Source organism: Chryseobacterium sp. Chry.R1 (assembly GCF_039645525.1).
In the GTDB taxonomy this organism is placed as follows: domain Bacteria; phylum Bacteroidota; class Bacteroidia; order Flavobacteriales; family Weeksellaceae; genus Chryseobacterium; species Chryseobacterium proteolyticum.
Genome location: NZ_CP151793.1, coordinates 254,010 through 274,671, shown reverse-complemented (window position 1 = coordinate 274,671; position 20,662 = coordinate 254,010). Strand labels below are relative to the sequence as shown.

At 36.3% G+C, this 20,662-nt stretch carries 18 protein-coding genes and 7 tRNA genes; 22 read left to right on the top strand and 3 right to left on the bottom strand.

What is annotated here, in order from left to right; all coding sequences use genetic code 11:
• Window positions 1-150: 150 nt before the first annotated feature.
• The 3 genes from AAEU33_RS01385 to map all read left to right on the top strand — a co-directional run bounded on the left by AAEU33_RS01385 (window position 151) and on the right by map (window position 2,404).
• The gene (locus tag AAEU33_RS01385) at window positions 151-738 is read left to right on the top strand and encodes a hypothetical protein (protein WP_345990630.1); all 588 of its coding nucleotides are present in this window, start codon (window positions 151-153) and stop codon (window positions 736-738) included.
• 25 nt (window positions 739-763) lie between these two features.
• Complete coding sequence (locus AAEU33_RS01380; protein WP_172283716.1) at window positions 764-1,456, top strand: hypothetical protein; 693 nt, start codon at window positions 764-766, stop codon at window positions 1,454-1,456.
• Between the two features lie 183 nt (window positions 1,457-1,639).
• Window positions 1,640-2,404, top strand: a complete 765-nt coding sequence (gene map / locus AAEU33_RS01375) for a type I methionyl aminopeptidase (RefSeq protein ID WP_345990627.1) — start codon at window positions 1,640-1,642, stop codon at window positions 2,402-2,404.
• A gap of 89 nt (window positions 2,405-2,493) precedes the next feature.
• Here the strand turns inward: map and AAEU33_RS01370 are convergent, their stop codons facing one another.
• Together AAEU33_RS01370 and AAEU33_RS01365 are read right to left on the bottom strand one after the other, a co-directional pair.
• Window positions 2,494-4,674 carry an outer membrane beta-barrel protein gene (locus AAEU33_RS01370; protein WP_345990626.1) on the bottom strand — a complete coding sequence of 727 codons (2,181 nt, stop codon included), beginning with the start codon at window positions 4,672-4,674 and terminating at the stop codon, window positions 2,494-2,496.
• A gap of 197 nt (window positions 4,675-4,871) precedes the next feature.
• Window positions 4,872-5,360 (bottom strand): DUF4822 domain-containing protein, encoded by a 489-nt coding sequence (locus AAEU33_RS01365; RefSeq protein ID WP_345990624.1) that lies wholly within the window; start codon window positions 5,358-5,360, stop codon window positions 4,872-4,874.
• Between the two features lie 132 nt (window positions 5,361-5,492).
• On the opposite strand from AAEU33_RS01365, the gene AAEU33_RS01360 reads away from it, so the two are divergent.
• From AAEU33_RS01360 to AAEU33_RS01335, 6 genes are all read left to right on the top strand, one after another.
• Complete coding sequence (locus AAEU33_RS01360; RefSeq protein WP_345990622.1) at window positions 5,493-6,398, top strand: AraC family transcriptional regulator; 906 nt, start codon at window positions 5,493-5,495, stop codon at window positions 6,396-6,398.
• Window positions 6,399-6,467: 69 nt separating this feature from the next.
• Window positions 6,468-7,118 (top strand): HD domain-containing protein, encoded by a 651-nt coding sequence (locus AAEU33_RS01355; RefSeq protein WP_345990620.1) that lies wholly within the window; start codon window positions 6,468-6,470, stop codon window positions 7,116-7,118.
• Between the two features lie 48 nt (window positions 7,119-7,166).
• Window positions 7,167-7,589, top strand: a complete 423-nt coding sequence (locus AAEU33_RS01350) for an ester cyclase (RefSeq protein ID WP_273650727.1) — start codon at window positions 7,167-7,169, stop codon at window positions 7,587-7,589.
• Between the two features lie 162 nt (window positions 7,590-7,751).
• Complete coding sequence (locus AAEU33_RS01345; RefSeq protein ID WP_345990618.1) at window positions 7,752-8,402, top strand: hypothetical protein; 651 nt, start codon at window positions 7,752-7,754, stop codon at window positions 8,400-8,402.
• A gap of 57 nt (window positions 8,403-8,459) precedes the next feature.
• Window positions 8,460-8,783 carry a hypothetical protein gene (locus AAEU33_RS01340; RefSeq protein WP_345990616.1) on the top strand — a complete coding sequence of 108 codons (324 nt, stop codon included), beginning with the start codon at window positions 8,460-8,462 and terminating at the stop codon, window positions 8,781-8,783.
• The gene (locus AAEU33_RS01335; protein ID WP_345990614.1) at window positions 8,780-9,568 is read left to right on the top strand and encodes a TatD family hydrolase; all 789 of its coding nucleotides are present in this window, start codon (window positions 8,780-8,782) and stop codon (window positions 9,566-9,568) included. Before AAEU33_RS01340 ends, AAEU33_RS01335 begins: the two co-directional genes overlap by 4 nt.
• Before the next feature lie 98 nt (window positions 9,569-9,666).
• Here the strand turns inward: AAEU33_RS01335 and deoD are convergent, their stop codons facing one another.
• The gene (deoD, locus tag AAEU33_RS01330) at window positions 9,667-10,377 is read right to left on the bottom strand and encodes a purine-nucleoside phosphorylase (protein WP_345990612.1); all 711 of its coding nucleotides are present in this window, start codon (window positions 10,375-10,377) and stop codon (window positions 9,667-9,669) included.
• Between the two features lie 312 nt (window positions 10,378-10,689).
• On the opposite strand from deoD, the gene AAEU33_RS01325 reads away from it, so the two are divergent.
• The 13 genes from AAEU33_RS01325 (at window position 10,690) to AAEU33_RS01265 (ending at window position 20,605) form a co-directional block, all read left to right on the top strand.
• The gene (locus tag AAEU33_RS01325) at window positions 10,690-11,343 is read left to right on the top strand and encodes a hypothetical protein (protein WP_345990610.1); all 654 of its coding nucleotides are present in this window, start codon (window positions 10,690-10,692) and stop codon (window positions 11,341-11,343) included.
• Complete coding sequence (locus tag AAEU33_RS01320) at window positions 11,340-12,473, top strand: AAA family ATPase (RefSeq protein WP_345990609.1); 1,134 nt, start codon at window positions 11,340-11,342, stop codon at window positions 12,471-12,473. Before AAEU33_RS01325 ends, AAEU33_RS01320 begins: the two co-directional genes overlap by 4 nt.
• Complete coding sequence (locus tag AAEU33_RS01315; RefSeq protein WP_306614508.1) at window positions 12,446-13,189, top strand: hypothetical protein; 744 nt, start codon at window positions 12,446-12,448, stop codon at window positions 13,187-13,189. The genes AAEU33_RS01320 and AAEU33_RS01315 overlap by 28 nt, the downstream gene beginning before the upstream one ends.
• Window positions 13,180-15,564, top strand: a complete 2,385-nt coding sequence (locus AAEU33_RS01310) for a hypothetical protein (protein ID WP_345990607.1) — start codon at window positions 13,180-13,182, stop codon at window positions 15,562-15,564. The genes AAEU33_RS01315 and AAEU33_RS01310 overlap by 10 nt, the downstream gene beginning before the upstream one ends.
• Entirely contained in the window at window positions 15,554-17,215 is a 1,662-nt protein-coding gene (locus tag AAEU33_RS01305; RefSeq protein WP_345990605.1) for an APC family permease, read from the top strand. Before AAEU33_RS01310 ends, AAEU33_RS01305 begins: the two co-directional genes overlap by 11 nt.
• A complete protein-coding gene (locus AAEU33_RS01300; RefSeq protein ID WP_172283749.1) occupies window positions 17,208-18,227 on the top strand; it encodes a hypothetical protein in 1,020 nt (339 codons plus the stop codon). The genes AAEU33_RS01305 and AAEU33_RS01300 overlap by 8 nt, the downstream gene beginning before the upstream one ends.
• Before the next feature lie 826 nt (window positions 18,228-19,053).
• Window positions 19,054-19,126 (top strand) — tRNA-His (locus AAEU33_RS01295).
• Window positions 19,127-19,302: 176 nt separating this feature from the next.
• Window positions 19,303-19,374 (top strand) — tRNA-Asp (locus tag AAEU33_RS01290).
• Between the two features lie 67 nt (window positions 19,375-19,441).
• Window positions 19,442-19,513, top strand: a tRNA-Pro gene (locus AAEU33_RS01285).
• A gap of 79 nt (window positions 19,514-19,592) precedes the next feature.
• Window positions 19,593-19,674: transfer RNA gene (locus AAEU33_RS01280), tRNA-Cys, on the top strand.
• A gap of 177 nt (window positions 19,675-19,851) precedes the next feature.
• Window positions 19,852-19,938 (top strand) — tRNA-Tyr (locus AAEU33_RS01275).
• Between the two features lie 367 nt (window positions 19,939-20,305).
• Window positions 20,306-20,379: transfer RNA gene (locus tag AAEU33_RS01270), tRNA-Leu, on the top strand.
• A 154-nt stretch (window positions 20,380-20,533) separates the two neighbouring features.
• Window positions 20,534-20,605 (top strand) — tRNA-Gln (locus tag AAEU33_RS01265).
• Window positions 20,606-20,662 lie beyond the last annotated feature (57 nt).

The window sequence follows — 20,662 nt, the reverse complement described above, 5'->3', positions numbered from 1 at the left end:
TTAATAAGTTTAACCTATTTTTTATCCCGAATGTAGGAAAGGTCAATCTGCAAAGAATAGAAAAAGATGGCACAATAAAGAAGATTACCCTGGATAATTATAATCAACCAACTTCAATAACCTGCTCTTAAATAGTAAACATTAAAATAAATGAAAACAATAAATATCAAAACAGCCATATTAATCACTTTTCTAATAGGTCTATTATCTTGCCAGGCGCAGCAAATATATCCGCTTCGTACTGCTGTGAACAATGTGCCTAACCTCTCGCATTTAAAAGATACAAACAATGAATTACCAGCCTTTACAGGAGTTTATTCAGCCTCCTATAATGGAAGACAAATTACCATTTACATTTCTAAAGAAGAAGATAAGCTTTTTGACCTAGTGGATAAAAAAGTATATAGAGATGTTTTATCCATAAGATATATTGTGAAAAATTCAACAGGTACAATACTGCAAGATACTAAAAACATGAATTTTCAGTCGAATCAATATACGCATACAATTTATAGTCAATTTATAGTTGATAATGGAGGTAAAGCAATATTTAATTATAGAGGGACTAATTGTCGCGTTGGATGGGGGAAAATTAATTTAAAAAAGATAAGTCCTACACAATTATCCTGGGAATATCGTCCTAATGACATTATACTTGATAGCAGTAAGTGTCCTCAGGGAACAGACATAAATATCTACTTACCTGAAACAAAAGATTTGATATTTACTAAGCAATAATTTCATCGTTTCAATAAATTTAACAATGGAGAAAAGATTACTTCTACTATTCACACTCTATTTTTGTTCTTATAGTACAGGACAAGAAATAAAAATTCCAGATAATTTTAGTGAGTATTCTATTCCAAAAGTAGGATCTGAAGAATCGTTTGTTCTCAATCAATCTAAAGATTGCTATGCTGTGAAAAAAGAAAATAATCGTTTGATAGTAGAAAAGGCCAGTTATTATAAAGAAGATTCTGAATTAGAAATAGAAGGTGGAAAACTGATTGGAGAAAATAAAGGCGAATGGGGAGGAGCATTATACTTTCAGCCGAAAGGAGAGATAAAGAAATCTATAGAAATAAAATTTGGAAATGTGGTTGATATTTTTCGATTCCAAAATAAAATCTACTTTACCGAAGGCTCGGGTATATGGGGAAGCTTATATGAATTAAAAAAAGATTTCACATACAGAAAAATCGAATCCTTTGGAGATGCCTTAGAAGCATCAACTGTGTTTAATGACATTATTTATATTGTTTCTTTTCATGGTTTTTACAAAGTAGTAAATGAAGAAGCGATCCTTATTTTTAGAGAACAATTTTGGAGAAATCTATATCCAAATTCTGTAGTCGTATTTGATGAAGAAAATATTTTTATCGGTATGCGAAGTGGAATTGCTAAATTAAACATTGTAAAAAAAACAATTAATTTTTATCGAGAAAAAGAATTATAGATAAGTTATATTATCTATGTTAGACATAAGAAAAGTAATCAAACATGACTTAAATTTATCTTCAACATTTTCACATAGGAATTTTTCCTGTCACACCATCCTATATTTTAATTGCCTAACTTTGTAGTTTCCAGTAAATTTTGTGAACAACGATCCAAAAATAACCTACGTAAACAAATAACAATGTCAATAACAAACGAATCCGAATTAATAGGAATGCAAAAAGCAAGTGAAGCAGTTGCCTATACATTAAAGGAAATGACCAACTATGCTCAGCCTGGAATGACGACAAAAGAACTTGATGAGTTTGGAGCAAAAATACTTTCTGATTTTGGCGCTAAATCGGCCCCCTATCTGACCTATGGATTTCCAGGTTGGACATGCATCAGCGTAGATAATGAATTCTGCCATGGTATTCCAACGGAAGAAAGAGTTCTGAAAGAAGGAGATTTAATTAATATCGATGTTTCAGCAGAGCTAAATGGATTCTGGGCGGATAATGGAGGTTCTTTTATTATTGGGGAAGATATTCATCAGCATCAGAAATTAGTGGATGCTTCTAAAGATATTCTTGAAAAAGCAATTAACAGTATTAAAGGTGGGGTTAAAATTGCAGATATCGGGTGGCTTATGGAGACTGAGGCTAAGAAAAGAGGTTTTAAAGTGATTAAAAATCTTGCCGGGCATGGCATCGGAAGAAGTCTGCACGAACAGCCGGATGATCTGCTGAATTATAAAAACCGTTATGATTCCAGACGATTCAAAAAGAATTCGGTTGTTGCTATCGAAACATTTATCTCAACCACTTCCAGCCTTGCCGTTGAGTTGAATGACGGATGGACCATGGTAGGAAATAAAGGTGGGTACATGGCACAGCATGAACATACAATCATCGTGACTGATGGGAAGCCGGTAATTTTAACGGAGATGAACGGGATTCTTAATTAAGATTATAAGAGTTCGGTTCCGAACGGATAAAGAAAGGACTTTTTGAATTTCAAAAAGTCCTTTTCTATAAGTAACAATTAAAATAGCATTTACTTTTCTCCGCCACCACCGCCGCCTTTTTCGACGTCGGTCTTTGTATTGGTTTTTACTTTCTGGTTTCCGAAACGTTTCACAAAAGACAGGGAAACTCCGTACCAATCGGATTGGGTGGAATTTCTAAAAGTTCCTACCGGACTGAAGGTCGTTGAATCAAAGTTCGGTCTCTGGAAAATATTCATCAGCTGAAGGCTGACTTCCATCTGTGTTTTTGGGAATATTTTTGTCATGGAAATATTGTGGAATACATTCGTTTTATTGGCGTAAGAGTTCCCGTTATTCTGATTGGATATTTCCACCCAAGCACTTAGATTAATATTCTTGTTAAACAGGTTAGTGTACGAAAGGTTGGTTGATCCTCCCCAATAGCTGATGTAGTCTCTTGCTTTCAGGTCATTTCTTTGATTAAAATCACTGTTGTCAATATAATACCAGCCAAAGCCTACATTTACATTTAACTTATTCTTCAGAAAAGTCTGGTTAGTATTGGCAAACAGGTAGTATTTCTGAACCTTTCCGCTAAAATTGCCAGGGTAGGTCACTGTTATTTCTTTTGTAGGGTTGTCGGGATCTCCAGGTGTATTAACTACCTGAGTACTATAAGTGGTCCAGTAATCTTGTTTGGTAAACATGTATCTGGCAGAAAGGAAATATTTTTTCAAGATTCCGAACTTCAGATAAAGCCTGTCGCTTGGGTTGGGTTGTAAGTCGATATTTCCTCTGGAGTAGATCCCATCATTATTAGGTAGAAGGAAGGGGTTGAACTCGGCATACCACGGACGCCAGATATTACGGTTGTAGGTAAGGCTTAGATCGTACTTATCTGAAAAAGAATATTTTAACAATAGATTCGGAAGGAAAGTACCATAGCCGTCTTTTCTTGAAGTTCCTGCAATATCCTGTCTTACTTTGAAATCAATATATTCATAGCGTATCCCGACTCTGGTTTCCAGCTTCTTAAAAAAGGTTTTACTGAAATTGGCATAAAGGGAACTGATATTATCTTCATAATGGAATTTATCAGTTTTTTGAAGCAGATCCAGCTTGTTCCCCGTCAAATAATAAGGAGCAACGTTATTATTGAAATCTATTTTTCCTCCGGCTTCAAATGTGGCTCCCGACTTTCCAATGGATTGCGTATAATCAATTTTGATATAATAGTTACGCATCTGATTGTTGGAATTAACTCCTATTTGATCCGGAATCGGTTTATTGCTAAATGTTTTCAGGAAATCATTAGAATCTTTTTGAGAGTCGTAGTTCGTCCCTAAATTGACATCCAAGATCCTGTTTTTTTCTTTATCATAATACTTGTAAAACAGATTGGTTCCCAAAGTACGATTCATACCCGTTAAGTTTTGGCTCTGATCATAAGAATACTTGAACTGGTCATTGGCATAATTGCTTGCCTCCGCTTCTGATGAAGACGTTCTTTTACTTTGATAATATTCCACAATAAAACCGATGTTGTTTTTATCGTTCAGCTCATATTCTGAAGTGGAAGAAATGGAGGGACTTTTACTTTTATCTGTGTTTAAAGTATTGATTGTGGTAATATCATTATTTTCATACAGGGAATTAACAATCGAATTGGTTTGTACCCATGTATTGTCACTATAACTTCCAATAACCGTTTGTGTGAATTTTTTCTTATGGTAATTCAGGTTGAAGTTGGTGTATTGCGAATTTTTTCTGTTTTGTCTGTTATTCAGGGTGATGCTTCCTTTCATTCCTTCATCATCCCGCTTTTTCAGTACGATATTAATGACGGATCCTGTCGTTTCATAACGCGAAGAAGGGCTGGTGATCACCTCGATTTTCATCAGATTATCGGCGGGAATTGTTGCCAGATATTCTTTTAGTTCTTTTCCTGTAAAAACAGATTTTCTGTCATTAATATAAACCGTAACGTTCTCGCCTTCTGCTTTAATAGCATCATTATTATCTATACTTACTAAGGGAGTCATTCTCAGTACATCCCAGGTGGTATTTCCGGCCAGGATGGAACTGTTGGCTACATTAAAAACCGTCCTGTCAACTTTGGATTCCACTGTCGGTTTTCTTACCACTAAAGTAACTGCTTCTATGTCTTTTAGTTTAACGGTATCTTTTTTGGCCTGAGCCAAAGCTAAAGAAGCGGTTAATAGGGCGATTGTACATGTTATTATTTTCATTTTCAATGGGCGTTTCAATTGATAAGACAACCATAGGGTGACATATGTTACATCCATATTGGGAAAAAAATGAAAAAAAATCAAGAAAATAAATATATTCCAAAGTATGTAAAGCAGAGCTGCCCTATTTTGGAAGAGAAATGAGTAAAAAACAAAGCCGGCTCATTGAACCGGCTTTCACTTATTATAAAAAGAGCCTAAGGCTCGGGATGAGTTGTTGGAGTGTGGATGATATCATAATATACAGATGGATCATTAGCATCAGGAAATATTCTGTAAGTAAATTCCTGTTCCGTTAAAACTGTAATTTTTACTATTCTTGTAAAAAATACGTTTCCGTTCGCATCTTTTGCTATAATAGTTCTTGTTGCTCCGTCTGCAGAAACGGACCAGTCTCCATGCATTTTAGGAGAATCATCAAGATTATACATCGTAAATGTACCATCTGCTTTAAAATAAGCAAAGCCTACAAAGTTCGTTACATGAGTGTCCGTTAAAGGAACCGGCTGTCCATTTTGGTTTTTAGCATGGGTTGTTTCCCATGGAGTAGACGAAAGTATCTGTGAAGGGGTTAGAACGGTTTCCCCAACAGTAGTTTCGTCATTATTGTCGGAGCATGAGATTACAGTTATTATCATCATCAATAAAGACAATCCATAACATAGCTTTTTTATAATGTTCATCATGAATAGGTTTTAAACAGGACAAACTTATCGTTTATAAAAATCAAAAGATTGTATAAAACATTCCTTTTGTTGTAAAAAGCATCATTGATTGTTGCTATTTTGTGATTCCGGAAATAGTATGGCAGATCTGTTGTGAACTTTTTTGATATTCATACTTTTGAAACCATTAGAGAAGCATATAATATGTATGATGAAGTGTTCATCTTCGATAAGGAAATAAAGGATTCTTTTCAGGTGGTTAAGCTGGATCATTCGGTTCTGGAAAAAACGGATGTAGTCAGTGTTACCTATAACAGAGTGCTCATTGTTCACGAAGGAAACGGAAGCATCATTATTGATGGGAAACAATTTCATATTCAGGGGCCGGAGGTATTTGTCATATCGAAAGGACAAATATTTTCTTTTTCCCATCCCACCCAGTTGTCCGGATATGAAATAAGCTTTGGAGATTGCTTTTGGGAAAAGGCACCTTCAAGTGCCTCCAATTGTAAATTGCTGCTTTTTAATGATGCTGCCATTCATCAGAATTTTCCTTTACAGGAAAAGGACTTCACTGAACTGATTGGGGTTTGTGAGATTCTTTTTAAAGAATATGAAAGTGCTGATTATCCCAATAAATTAGATGCTATGGCAGCCTATTTAAAAATTCTGATGATTAAGCTGGCCAATGCGATGCCTTCATTTCAGGATGGAATTGACGATTTCGACAATCAGATCTATCGCAGGTTTCTTGAATTACTCAGTCAGCAATATAACAAGATGCATGATGTATTGTACTATGCAGAACACCTATCCGTTTCACCCCGTAAATTATCCGATATATCAAAAAAGAAAAGCGGTAAAGGAGCTAAAGAGGTCATTGCGGGACAAGTGATCGCCGAATCAAAAAGATTATTGCAATTTTCTGCTAAAACAATAAAAGAAATTGCTTATCACCTTGCATTCAGTACGCCTGAACAATTCAGTCATTTTTTCAAAAAACACACAGATATCTCACCATTGGAATACCGTAGGATGTTTGTAAATATTGGCAGGTAATAGGTATATTCTGACATTCCGGAGCAAGAAGGACAGGCCTATTTTTGTATTGATTAAAATATAAAAAATATGTCAGTCCAAAGATTAAAAAGTGTTGCCGGAATTATAATTCCGGACAGTAAAATTGCTACAGAAGCCACTGAATTGCTGTTAGAGCATGGAACGGAATTTATTTATAACCACTCATTACGGGTTTTCCTTTTTTCTTCACTTAACGGAAAACGAAAAAATATGGAGTATGATGCAGAACTTTTGTATATAAGCTCAGTTTTTCATGATCTGGGTTTAGTGCCCCATTACAGCAGTCCCGATTTGAGATTTGAAGTAGACGGAGCTAATGCAGCAAGGGATTTTCTGAAAAGCCACGGTCTTCCGAAAGATCAATTGCAGCTGGTTTGGGATACGATAGCATTGCATACAACCATTGGGATTGCAGAACATAAAGAGAATGAAGTAGCTTTGATGTACTCCGGAGTAGGATTGGATGTAATGGGAGAAGGGTATGAGTATCTGAGTGATCCACACCGGAATGAGATTATAGATGCATTCCCCCGGAATGATTTTAAGAATAAAATTATTCCAACGTTTTTTGATGGTTTTAAACATAAAACCGAAACCACTTTCGGAAATATAAAAGCAGATGTCTGTGCATTTATGATTCCAAATTTTGAAAGGAAAAATTTCTGCAACTGTATTCTGCATTCTCCTTGGAGCGAATAATGTTTTATCCTAAATTTACGTATCTAAGAAAAAAATCAATAATAAGATATGGATTTGCAACAGGAAAAAAACAAAGAAATAGTAAAACGCTTTAATATAGAAGTTATTGAAAAGGGGAACGTTGAAACCTTTGAAGAACTCATGGATGAAAACTTCATCAACCACTCTGCCCCACAAGGTGCTGATAATGGAAAACAGGGAATGATCAATACTTTCAATGGAATATTAAGACCTGCCATGCCAGATATCCAGGTGACTATTCTTCAGCAGGTTGCGGAAGGAGATCTCGTTACGACCAGAAAAAATATATCCGGAACTCACACCGGAAATTTTATGGGAATTGCACCTTCAGGGAAAAGAATAAGTATTGATGTCATTGATATTGTCCGTCTTAAAAATGGGAAATATTTTGAGCATTGGGGAATTAACAATTTATCGGTAGTCCTGGCACAGCTTAAAAGCAATGAGTAACCCATCAAAATAATAAATTAAAAATCCCTGTCACTGATGGGGATTTTTTAATGAACAAAGATTATTTAATGTATTTTAAATTTTTCATTTTTACGTCAACAATAATGTAGAGTGTACTTTTATTGCTGAAAAAAATCTGCTATTTTGGTTAAAAATTTTTAAATGAGCGGAATTCAGCCATGTTCTTTGTTTTTTTCGGGCTCCTGGAAAGAAAAATATGAAGCCATTGTTTCGGAAGAACATCTTCGGACTATCGATCAAAACATTCAAAGATTTAAAGATGGAACTTTAGATTGGCATCTTCCTTATTTTAACGAAGAAATTCTGATTGACCGGAAGCAAAGTTTCGGGCACTTTATCCATATTCTGGAAACTAAGGATCAAAATGAAGAAAAAGCAAGACAATTGGAAGAGATCCCCTTTGAATACTGGCTTGATGTTCTGGGGCAGAGACTTACTTCAGCAAGCGTTCGTGATGAACAAGCCATTCCACCTCTAAAAGATGCTTTGATTGATAGTTGTCAGGTCTATTTTAATAAAGAAATCACCATTGCACAGAGGGCATGGGAAAAACATGTGGGAAGAACGGACGACCAGTTCTGGGGTGAGGTAAAAGGCAGTAATTTTCAAAAACAGGAAAAGGTAATGGCTAAAATCCATTATATCATCGAGAATAAAACCTGGTGGAATGTATTCTTTCATTATAAGCATGGGGTTGTCTACGAAATAAGGGAAAAAGAAGGACACGGCATTCGTTGGGCAAGTAGAGGAACACAGCTTATTGGTTTTCTGGAAACTTTTATCAATGAATAATATATTGCGTAAAAAGATTACGTAGCAAATGCTTTATTTTGCCAAAAACTCATTTGAATGAAAAATATCTATAACAAAGGAGCTTTTCGGGCTTTTGAATATGGGAAAATAGGACCTTACCTGAAAAAGTATGGGAACAAAAAGTGGCGGAGAACTGAGCAATCCGATATAGATGACCAATTATCTGAATCCATACCATTCCGGAAAGTAAGAAGACAAAAACAAAAGCTTGTCTGGGTGAAAATAATCAAAGAAATTAATGGAACAAAATATTCCAGGTACAAGAAATTCCATAGTGAAAGATCTTTTAGAAGTGCCGTAAACAGTCCCCATATAATAAGATATTTTCATATCAATAACAAAACAAAAAAAGAAAAATGAATACCTACATTGATATTGGCATTAATCTGATCAATAAACAGTTCTATAATGAACAAGACGAAGTGATTAACCGTGCTCTGGACAATGGCGTAGACTATATGATCCTTACGGGAACAAGTGTGCGTGGAAGTAAAGAATCTGCAGATATAGCGCAGGATTATCCGGATATTTTATTTTCAACGGCGGGCATTCACCCTCATGATGCTAAATCATTTAATGAACAAAGTATCGGCGAACTCAGGGACCTTCTAAAACAGGACCATGTGGTTTCAGTGGGAGAGTGCGGATTGGATTTTGACCGTGACTTTTCACCAAGGCCTCTACAAGAGAAGTGTTATCGTGCACAACTTGAACTGGCAATTCAAATCAATAAACCTTTATTCCTTCATGAAAGATCTGCATTTAAAAGATTTACCGAAATTACAGAGGATTACCTTTCCCAACTTCCGGAAGCAGTCGTGCATTGTTTCACCGGGACTTTAGAAGAAGCAAAAAGCTATTTGGATAAAGGGTTTTATTTAGGATTTACAGGAGCAATCAGTGATGAAAAGAGATTTAAACACCTTGAGGAAGTGATCAGGTATGTTCCATTAGAAAGAATGATGATTGAAACGGATGCTCCGTTTATGCTTCCGAAAAATATCTCAGCGCGAAGTCAGAACCGGAGAAATGAACCTGCCTTTCTACCTTATGTGGCGCAAACCATTGCTCAGATCAAGAAAATAAGTTTGACGGATGTAGCAGAAGAAACAACAGCGGTCGCCAGGAAATTTTTCAGGATATAAAAAAGAGCTCTACTGAATAAGTGAAGCTCTTTTTTTATGGTTGAAAAGCAAATTGCGAATCGCAATATTGCTTTCTATAATTAGGGTGATATAAGGTTTTAAATAACTTTCAATGCCGATTCCAAAGCCAGCTCAATCATCGGTTTCAAAGCTGTCTCTCTTTGGTCTGCTGAAATTTTTTCGTGCGTCGGAATGATATCCGTTACCGTAAGAATTGTGGCGGCATTTTTCCCTAAATGTTTAGCATTGGCGAATAATCCAAAGGCTTCCATTTCCACAGCCGGACAATTGTATCTTGTTGCAATCTCAGGAACGGTTAAATCCTTTCGATAGAAAATATCGCTGCTGTGAATAGTAACAGCCTTGGTTTTCAAAGAAGATTCTTCTGCCGTTGCATTGATCACATCAAAAATATTTCCCTGATGAGAAATAATATCTCCTTCTATTTCCCATGCATATTTTGCGTAGGTACTTTCACTTGCCGCATGTTCAACATTTAGAATATCAAATACTTTCAGATCTGTGGTGTAAGCTCCACAGGTACCGATACGGACGATTGTATCTACATCATATTCGGTGTACAATTCATAGGAATAAATACCGATGCTTGGAAAACCCATTCCACTTGCTCCTATGCTGATTTCTTTTCCTTTATAAAGTCCGGTATAATACAAAATACCTCTGGTTTTGCTTACCAGTTTTGCATTTTCTAAAAAGTTTTCGGCAATATATTGTGCACGAAGCGGATCCCCCGGCTGCAATATTACTTTCGCTATTTCTCCTTTTTTTGCACTAATGTGAATACTCATAATGTTATTTTGAATGACGGCAAAGATAGCAACTTTTACTTTTATTGCTTTTTAAGTTAATCGCAAAAACGCAAAGGTTATTTTATTATTTTATGTTTTCAGAGCACTGGAAAATCTTAGATTTTCAAATGTTTATGAACAAAAATACTTTATTATCAACTTCGTCGGTTTTAAAAATCTTTATATCCTCTAAAAAACTTGTTCTTAGGCCTTTGTATTCCCGTGGCTGGCCGAAGACAGAGGCATTAATTAATTCTTAATCATAATGATATTAAAGTTTTATTCTCGAAAAAATAATTTTACTTTTGTTATATGACCGAAAATACATCTCCTTTCCTGGATACTTTATTTCTTCTCCGTAAAGAAGAATGTATCACCGTTTTTTCAAATATTCAAAAAATTTCAGAGAAAGAAGAACAGGATGCCGCGGATTATTTTGAATCAGAATTTGAAAAAGAAAGACTGGAGTTTTTGACGGATCATTTGGAGTATGATAAAGAGGCTGCAGTCTGGGCTGCTAAGGTCCTTTATTATGCTGCTCAATTGTATTTAATAAGGGAAAACACGGCAAAAGACCTGGATCAGTTCATCCCTGAATTTAGAGGAATGAAAAATTCCGAAGCACTTTTATCAGCAGATCTTTCGCTGAGATTTTTACCACAGATAATTGTTGTTCTTCAGAATTTGGACCCCGACGATCCTTTGATAAAAAAATTGGAAAGTATTTTGCTGCAATTCCATTACTCGGGTGTAGGGTATGATCTTGATCTTGAAAATATAAATTGGCAGGAAGAGTTGAAAGAACCGACATACCGGAAGCTATATCTTGAAAGGATTGTTGAAAAAAGAGCTCAAAGGTTGGCTGAAATACCCTTTATTAACAAGTTGTTGGTTGCTGAATTTGGCTTACATAAAGACGGGTTCTGGCGAGAATTAAAAATTATAAACGAAGAAGAAAATAAATGATTCCGAATATTTCAAAGCTTAATGCGGTACTCAATTACGTAAAAGACACTTTTGTAGGTAAAAACGATGTGGTCGATCTGCTGGGGATCTGCCTTCTGGCCAGAGAAAATGCATTTTTATATGGTCCGCCGGGAACTGCAAAATCAGCTATTGTAAGAACCTTGTCCCAAACGGTTAAAGATGGGAAGAATTTTGAGTATTTGCTGACCCGCTTCACGGAACCGAATGAAATTTTCGGTCCTTTTGATATCAGGAAATTAAAAGAAGGCGAACTTCTTACCAATACGGAAGGGATGATGCCCGAGGCTTCAATGGTTTTTCTGGATGAGATTTTTAATGCCAATTCAGCGATCCTCAATTCGCTTTTGATGGCTTTGAATGAAAAGATCTTTAAGAGGGGAAAGGAAACCAAGCATCTGCCTGCACTCATGTTTGTGGGAGCAAGCAATGTTTTACCTGAAGATGAAGCTTTAAATGCTTTATTCGACCGTTTTCTTATCAGGATCAATGTAGATTATGTGAATCCTGAGCTGCTTCAACAGGTTCTTTTAGCAGGCAGAAGATTAGAAAATGCAGAGGACAGGGATATTCCTGAAATTAGGGCCGAGGAAATAAGAGAGCTTCAGAACCTTTGTAAAACAGTGGATCTGAAACCTATTTATGAAGTTTACCTCAATACCGTAATCAGTCTCCGGAATACGGGAATTGCAATTTCCGACCGTAGAGCGGTAAAGCTTCAGAACCTTATTGCTGCAAGTGCTTTGATTTGCGGGAGAAATGAAGCAATACTTTCCGACCTTTGGGTATTGAAACATATCTGGGATACGGAAGAGCAGATTGAAATTCTGGAAGGGATCATTAACAGGACCATCGAAAAGGATGAAAACCCGCAAAGCCATCCTCAGGCATTGCACAATAAAATGCCGAATCCTGAAGAGGTAATGAAGGATGTGAAAATCTTACAGGAAAAATGGGATAGCGGATCTGCAACATTTGAAGAACAAAATGTGATTAAAGATAAACTGAGATATCTACAAACCCGCTGTGACTGGATCAAAAACCCTGAACAGAAACAATATATTCAACAGGAAATAGAAGGCTTATGGCAGAGGATCTTACAGAGCATGTAATTGATTTTTGGGCGGAATTGCCTCGTGCTGATGAAGATTTTTTAGGTTCGATCCGGAACTGGAAAAATCTTCAGATTGCTTTGGAGGATGAGACGATCTGGCTTAAAGGATTTACTGAAGAGCAGGCTGCTTCTCCGGAGGTGCAACAATTGCCCAATTTCATTTTATATGAGCTCCGTAATGGTTTATTATTTAAAAAGAAAGCCTTAGTTCCTACCCGGAAAGTAAGAACTGCATTACTATGGTCTCCTATCGACCAGGCATTGCGTCTGGTACTGCCGCCATCCAATCAGAATTTTTTTGGAATTAATGAAAAAATCAGGATAAGGCTAAAACCTGAAACTACAGAACAGCCTGCCATCGCTTTATTAAGTCCTATGTCGGAGATTGGAGCGGTTATTCCGACATTACCTACATTCAAACTTGAAAGAAATGAATGGATTATCATTGGAGACAGGGCGTTATTCCTGGGTACACCTTTACTGGGGCTACCGGGAAAAACCTATTGGGAGAAAGAAGGACATCTTTTACCCACCGGATTTGATTTTGAATTTAAGAATGTAAGTGCTTTACTTCAAAGAAAATATAATGAGAACCTGAGCTATTGGCTTTTATGGAATGAAGACGGAAGTTATCTGTCCATTGCTAAGAAAGATCTGAAAAAGCTTTCCATAAGCTCATACCGGCTCACTCAAAAAGCGAAAGAATGGAGCTAAATGAATACTTCCAGTCCTACGAAGGATATTTTTGGGAATGGAATACAGATGAAGATGTGCGTGATGAGACAGGTTATCACAAAAATAACCTTGTGTCCATTCCGAATGTGGGAGCCATTGCATACCGACCTTATATAATTGAAGTCCTGAAAGAATTACATCTGCAGGGAATCCCTCCCTTTGGAGCTTTATTGTTAGTACTTTATGCAACCCAGGAAGGCTATCTTAATTTCAATGCCGTTTCGTATTATTTAAAAAAGCTTGAAAGGGAAGCCAAAGTAAATATTGAGGTTAATTGCATTATCAATTTTCTGGGGAACCTGAATAAATTGGGTAAATCTTATAAAAAAGGGCAAAACAGAATTCTTTTGCTGCAAACATTATTTCACAATGCCCATAACAGGATCTCTGCACCATCCGGTTCATTGCTTCTGAAAAAGTTTGCAAAAAATCCTTATGCTCTGGCCAAAAGTGCTGAAAAAATACCCGTAACATCCTCATCTCTGGTAAAGGATACCAGAGTTCTTGTGTGGCTCAATGAAAAATTTCCTTCGGTAGAGTCAATTATTTATGCGATGAAAGGCTTTGGCACTGAGCCGGAGCTGGATGATGAGGTTGCAGAAGAGGAGATAACCGTAGAATCCAATAATGATTTTATCCAGGATTTAATAGAAGAGCCTAAAACATTTCAGGTAGGAAGCCTGATCAAAAGAATCTGGAGTGGCCTCAAAATTCCCATGCGTCACCTTTCTCCCGGTGAACAGCCGATAGGAGGAGTTTCTGATATGACCAATAAGGGGGAGCTTCACCGAATGCTTTTGTCGGAATTCGCAAATGAAGATGAGGTTTTTATGAGCAGAATAGCCAACAACGAAACCCTCTATATTCAAAGGGAGATACCTCCGGAAGAAAATGTTTTTGAAAGAATAATTTTAATAGATACCTCTCTGAAAAACTGGGGAACACCGAAAGTATTGGCCTATGCATCCGCAATTGCGGTCATTAAGCATCCGAAAGCTCATTCGGAATGTAAAGTTTTCGTTCTGGGGCAAACAAGTGTTCCTGTTTCTCTTGATAGCGTGGAAAATGTTGTGGATCATCTGAATCAGGTAAGCTCAGCTTTGGATGTTTCCCAGGCTCTGGCTAAGTTTTTCCAGAATGAGCACACGGAAAAAGATCTTGAGGTATTTTTTATCACCAACCAGGAAAATCTCATGAATGAAGGGTTGCAAAAGGTAATTCATGAAAACAGGGACAGGCTTAAATTTATAGTAACGACATCTGTTGATGGCGAGGTTAATTTCTTCAAACATCATAAAGGAACAAGGAAACACATCCAGAAAATTGTACTTCCGCTAAAAGACTTATGGGCTAATCCACCACAACGAAAACAGAAAGCTGATCAGGATTCTGGGAATGGCAAAAAAACGGATGTTCCGAAGAACTATCCAATTCTTTTTCCTACACCCATGAACAAAATAGCTTCCTTTTTGTATGAAGGGGAGTTCTTTATCTTGAGCAATAAAAAGCAGCTGCTTAAAACCTATTTGTCTGATAATTATTATAATAAGGATTATTATGACCGATATAGAATACATAGGGGCTGTGAGGTTTTAATTGAAAATATTTCGGTAAGACCCCGTGGGCAGTTTGCTCTGGCTAAAAATAAGCAACAACAATTTATCCTTTGCCAGTACCAGCCTGATAAGCATATTATTTCAAAACTTAATCTTAATACCAAAGAATATTCTGAGCTCACTCTAACCGGGAAAAACATACCCAATGATTATCGGCTGATTTATTTTAACAAAAGTTTTTATCTGCATCATGCGGAATCCTCCTGGATCTATCATATTAATATCGATGGAAATATTTCATTTGAATCGGTGAAGAACGATAAAGAGATAGCCCGGAATCATTCAAAAGTAGAAACTGAAATGAAAAAGCTGGCGAATAGCGGAATAAAGATTTTAAATAACTTTAATAATATCGGAATCAATACCGAAAACAGCCTCGTCATATCAAATAACAGGCTGGCAAAAGTTTATGACAATTCTCTGACATTATACCGAAATAATCACAGGATAAAAATAATTGCGAATCAATACAAAAATAAATTTACTTTTTCAGACGGGAGTGAGATTATCACGGATTCCCGTGGGATATTAACTTTCAAAAGCAGTAATAAAAATATTCCGGTATTTTATATCCCTTCTACGGAACATGGCTTTTTGTCTCTGGCAACCCATACCGAATTTGGAGGAGCAGAATATTACCTTCCTGAAACCACCTTGCTTAAGATGAGAACAATGGGGGATATGTGTTCAGATTATCTGGAGCCTTTTATCAATCAAATTCTGGAATATGGAACTTAGAATAAAACCTTTTCCAAAGAATGATTATCCCCGGAAAGGACTTCTGATCAGGAGTTCTTCACCATCCGTATGGCTCAGTGAAATGGATGCTTTGGGAATTGACCTAGACCAGGTAATGACATTTGCGATTCCTTCCAAAGAACCTAATATTCTCTATGGCTGTTTTATTGTTTTTAATAATGAGGCCCCCCGGGAAGTTGGCCGGAATTCTTATTTTCAATGTATAGATGAGGTCTTATTTATCCCTGAATACACTACATTTTATCCTAAGGTCACTCCTGAAGACTGGCTCCATATTGATTCTCAGTTTCTGATTATCCATCCCGAATTCGGAATGGTAAAATTAAGAGAAGAAATAGATTGGGCCGCATTACTTGAAGAACCACAAAAGAATGGATCTTTTGTCAGCAAACCATTAAACGGAGTTTATATTCCTAAAGAAATCAAAAGTTTTGCAGTGGAGATCGATGATGAAAAAATGATGGAATCTCTGCGGACCTCAGCAACGGAAGAAGAATGGATGAAAAACCTGCCTTTTGATCTGAAAAAAGTGATGGCGGGAAACAAAAAAGAAATCGAAAAATATCTAAAGTATATAGAAAAATATCCTGATCGGGCTGTAGATTTGGGCGTGCCTCTGGATATTATGGGAACTTCCCGAGGAGATGGTTCGGGAAAGTTCAGATTTAATAACAATTGGCTGAGCCGGTTATGGGGAGGAAACGGGGCAAATGGTAAACAAAAGGATTACCGGTGGGCTCTCCTTGCATTATGGATCATAATTATTGTCGGGAGAATTATGATAGGCTTTACTAAAGAAGAGGGAACAACAGAAAGCCCTGTTTCTTCAGGAAATGTATTCTCAAAGGAGGCTTTGAAAAATCAGAATCCCGGCAAGTTAGCCTTTGAATCCGGTCTCACCGAGATAGATATGAAGATTGATTCCCTGTATCATAATGAAAGAAAGGAATTAATGAAAGACTATGCCGCAGCTTCCAAAGGATCCGACGCGAAGGAAATGAATAAGGTGGAAAAGAAGCTTGAAAATTACAGGGCAAAAGAAAGTAAGACGCGGGATTTTCTAAAGAAAATTTACAACAGAAAAATAGTAAAACATATTGCAGACAAATCCAGGGATTACCAGCGTAAAATTTCCGATTCCATCAAAAATAAAAATCATGATAAACCTGTTGATCAGGGAATTGTAAAAAGTATCTGGAGAAAAAAGCAGGTGTTAATGGAAGATTCTCTTGGAAGGCTTTATGGAACTTTAGAAAGTGCGGAACCCCATTTTTCATCCGGTCAAAATGTAAATACAAAAGAAAGTTTGGGTGATGAAAGTAGACCATCGAAAGACATTTCATTCTCCGAGATTATTTGGCTGATTATTCTGATTATCGGAAGTGTAGGACTTTATTCTTATTTCTTCCGGAAGAAAACATTGAATATCGGAGGCGATAATGTACCCGGTGGTATCAAAATATTCCTGGTTCTTATTTTGATAGGAATGCTGATTTATCTTTTTTATCCGTTGATCGGGATGTACGGGTACAACTGGTTTGTATGGTTCCTGGTTATTTGTGTCATCTTATTGGTATATCGTTTATTCAGCGAGGACAAAACCATTTTAAAATCCGGTAAAGATGAATAAGCAGAAGTTTATAGATAAATTTATCAGGGCATTTTTAATACTGGTACTTCTTAAAGTGCTGGGGCTTGTAGCGCAACTTTTTCATCAGAGTTTCTGGAGTGTATTAGGCACCTTGGGTATTTTTATCGCAGTGGCTATCATAATTTTTGTGGTAATGATCAGTCTGAAGGATAAAGAAAAAAATGATCAACGTTCCGGAAGGCGAGGAAATTCGGGAGGAAACTTTTACCTTGAAAATTCTCTTTTTGACAGAATCCGTAGTAAATATGAAGAGCTGGCAGAAAAATATATTACAGAAGGAGATTACAAAAAAGCCGCAAAAGTTTATATGAACCTCCTCCAGGATAATTACAGGGCAGCAAAAACACTGGAAAATGGTGAATTTTATAATGAGGCAGCGGTTATTTATCTGAAAAGACTGCATAATAAATCCGATGCTGCGGCTTGCTATGAAAAAGCAAAACAATACAGAAAAGCAATTGATCTTTATAAAGAACTGGATCAGAAAGAAAAAGTAGGTGATCTTTATAAAGAGATGAATGATATAAAAAATGCACATGTCTATTATCAGATGTTGGCAGATGATTTCGTGGATAACAGCCAGATGGTAAAAGCCTCTCTGATCTACAGAAAAAAGATGGAAATGCCTGATGAAGCACAGAAAATCCTATTAACAGGATGGAAAGAAAATAAAGATGCCTTCAATTGCCTGAACAATTATTTTGCAAATATTTTTGATTCTACAAAATTAGAAAGGGAAATTCAGCATTTATATGAAGAAACGCCAGCAGATAAAAAGCTGATTTATCTGGAGGCTATGAAGTATGAATTTAAAAAGAATTCTTCCCTTCAGACTGTCACGAGAAATATTGCTTATGAGATCATTTCCGAAAAGGTAGAAACCCATTCCGAAATTGTAAATGAGCTAAAATATTTTAATCCTGATGATTCGCTTATTTTAAAAGATATTTCAAGGTATAAGACTGGAAGGAATAAGATGTTCAGGAATTAATTGATGTTGGAATTAAAAGATTAAAAGACTTAAGAATTTCATAGTAATCTTTATAAATTCCTAACAAACATAATGGCTGAAGCTTTCAAAACCACCATTTTATCAGGAAAAATATTATCTTTGCGGACATAAAATTATGACAATACAAACAGCACATATCAGTTTAAATCTATGCGATAGCCCTGTACTAAAGGATTCGTTTGGATGTGAATGCGTGATATGGAATGAGGTAAAATGTGCTGACTTTGTAAATTATTTACTGTAAACTCGTAAAGATTTAATCAAAATACTGCAAAAACGCCTCGATTCCCGGGGCGTTTTTTGTGTTTTTAGAACAGAAATTATTTAGAATGAAAAAAAATAACCAAAAAAGTGAAAATTTTTAATTAGCGATGAAATTTTAATACAATAAAATAGAGTGATAAACAAACCGGTGAGAGACAGTCATTTAGGTAATTAAAGTATCTGCAATAATTTGCGGACAGGAATTTCTATTTCTTTTTATTTAATGTAACTTATTGATTTTTAAGTTATTATATCTGAAATTTATTTGCGAGTTAAAAAAAATCATATTTACTTTGCAATCGAAAATTGAAAGCAACAGGTTTTCAGAATTTCAAAAAGTGTTTAAAACAAAAAATATAATGAAACAATTGCATTACATATTTAATCCGTATTCAAGACTACAAGCAGAGGAGCCGAAAGGTTACCCATGTCTTCAGGATAGTGAATTTGTGGATAAAAGGTGCTTATATATGTGGGTCAGCTATTGATCTGACACGTCAAAATATATACAGCACCTCCCGAAAAGAGGTGCTTTTTTTATGGTTTCTTTAGCTTATTTGGTAAAGCGTCGGTTTGTGGCACCGGAGAATAGGGTTCGATCCCCGGAGAAACCCAAAGTACAATTCCTTAGCTTAATGAACCGACCACCGGTCTTTTAAAACCGGAAAAAGCGGAGGTTTAATTTCTCTGGGATTAAAAGGAGAGTAGATAAATAGGGGTCGGTTCCGGCTTAATGCTCATAAGTTCTACGATAGTCGTGAAGGTTCAATTCCTTTGCTCTCCGCAAAAAGGTCTATTGAGGTAATGGCTAACCTGCCCGACTGTCTCTTGGGCACTGCGAGTTCGATTCTCGCATAGACCGCAAGGTTCACAGAATATTTCGGCTCCGACTGTCTCTCGGAAAAGAAATAGGAAGCTGAACCTTATCACTGGAAAGATAACGGTGGTTGTTTACCCGCCTTGGACGCGGGAGGTCGCAAGTTCGAATCTTGCTTTCCAGACTATTTTTAATTGAACGCGAAAAGTTGAAATGCAGGTCAATTATCACTAATGAACGATCAATAATAATGAATAAAACCTGATGGTTCACCGAAGTGGAAGAGTCGGGGCGGTCTGCAAAACCGTTGCGTAAGCTGAGTGGGTTTGAATCCCATAACCATCTCAAATAACTAAAATGAGATTAGTTCCGGAGAAAAGTTAAAAGGATGTCGGGCGCAGAAGTTCTTATATCAAACAAAAAATTAAGACAGGCCTTTTGCTTACTCCATTATAATGATCAGAAATTATGATGAAATCAAAACCTCTATTCATCTTTTATCACTGATCCTTATACAAATCGGGAAGTGCGCCGGAGTTGGAGAGCCGGGGCAGACTGTAAATCTGTTGCTTTATTGCTAAGTAGGTTCGAATCCTACCACTTCCACCACAATCAACTGATAATGTAATGGCAGCATGCAGGAACTGTACTCTTGTCGCTTAGGTTCGATTCCTAATCAGTCGATTATTATTATTAATTAAAGATAAAAGATAAAAGATAAAAGATGATTCATAAATTTTAAGACTAATATCTTATCAATCAATGATCAATCATCATTGATCAATCATATAACGAAAGAGGAAAGAGAAGGGTTTGTCAAGCGCAGAAGATCTTTACAAACACTAACAAGCAAAAGTTTACACCGACAAACTTTCTCTAACCTTAACTAAAAGTGATGATTGATCATAGATCAATGATTGCAGCTATTATAATTTATCTGTTATAATATCTCATCATTTAGAATTTGTAAAAAAATACGGGAATGGCGGAACTGGCAGACGCACTTGACTTAGACTCAAGATATTGAGGGTTCGACTCCCTTTTCCTGTACAAAATGTTAATTCATATAAAGATAAATAACCATTTGGTTTTTATAATGAATTTTTATTTATCTATAATCAATGATAATTAACGAAGGTACAGGTTCGATCCTGTCTGTTCTGTAATTGCGGACAAAACTTATATGTAACTCAGTACTGCAGAATGATTCATGGTGTAATCGGCAGCACACAAGACTTTGACTCTTGTTGTTCAGGTTCGAGTCCTGATGAATCAACAAAATCTTTACTCAATCATCGCTTATCAATTATAAAGAACAATATGTAGAATTTTA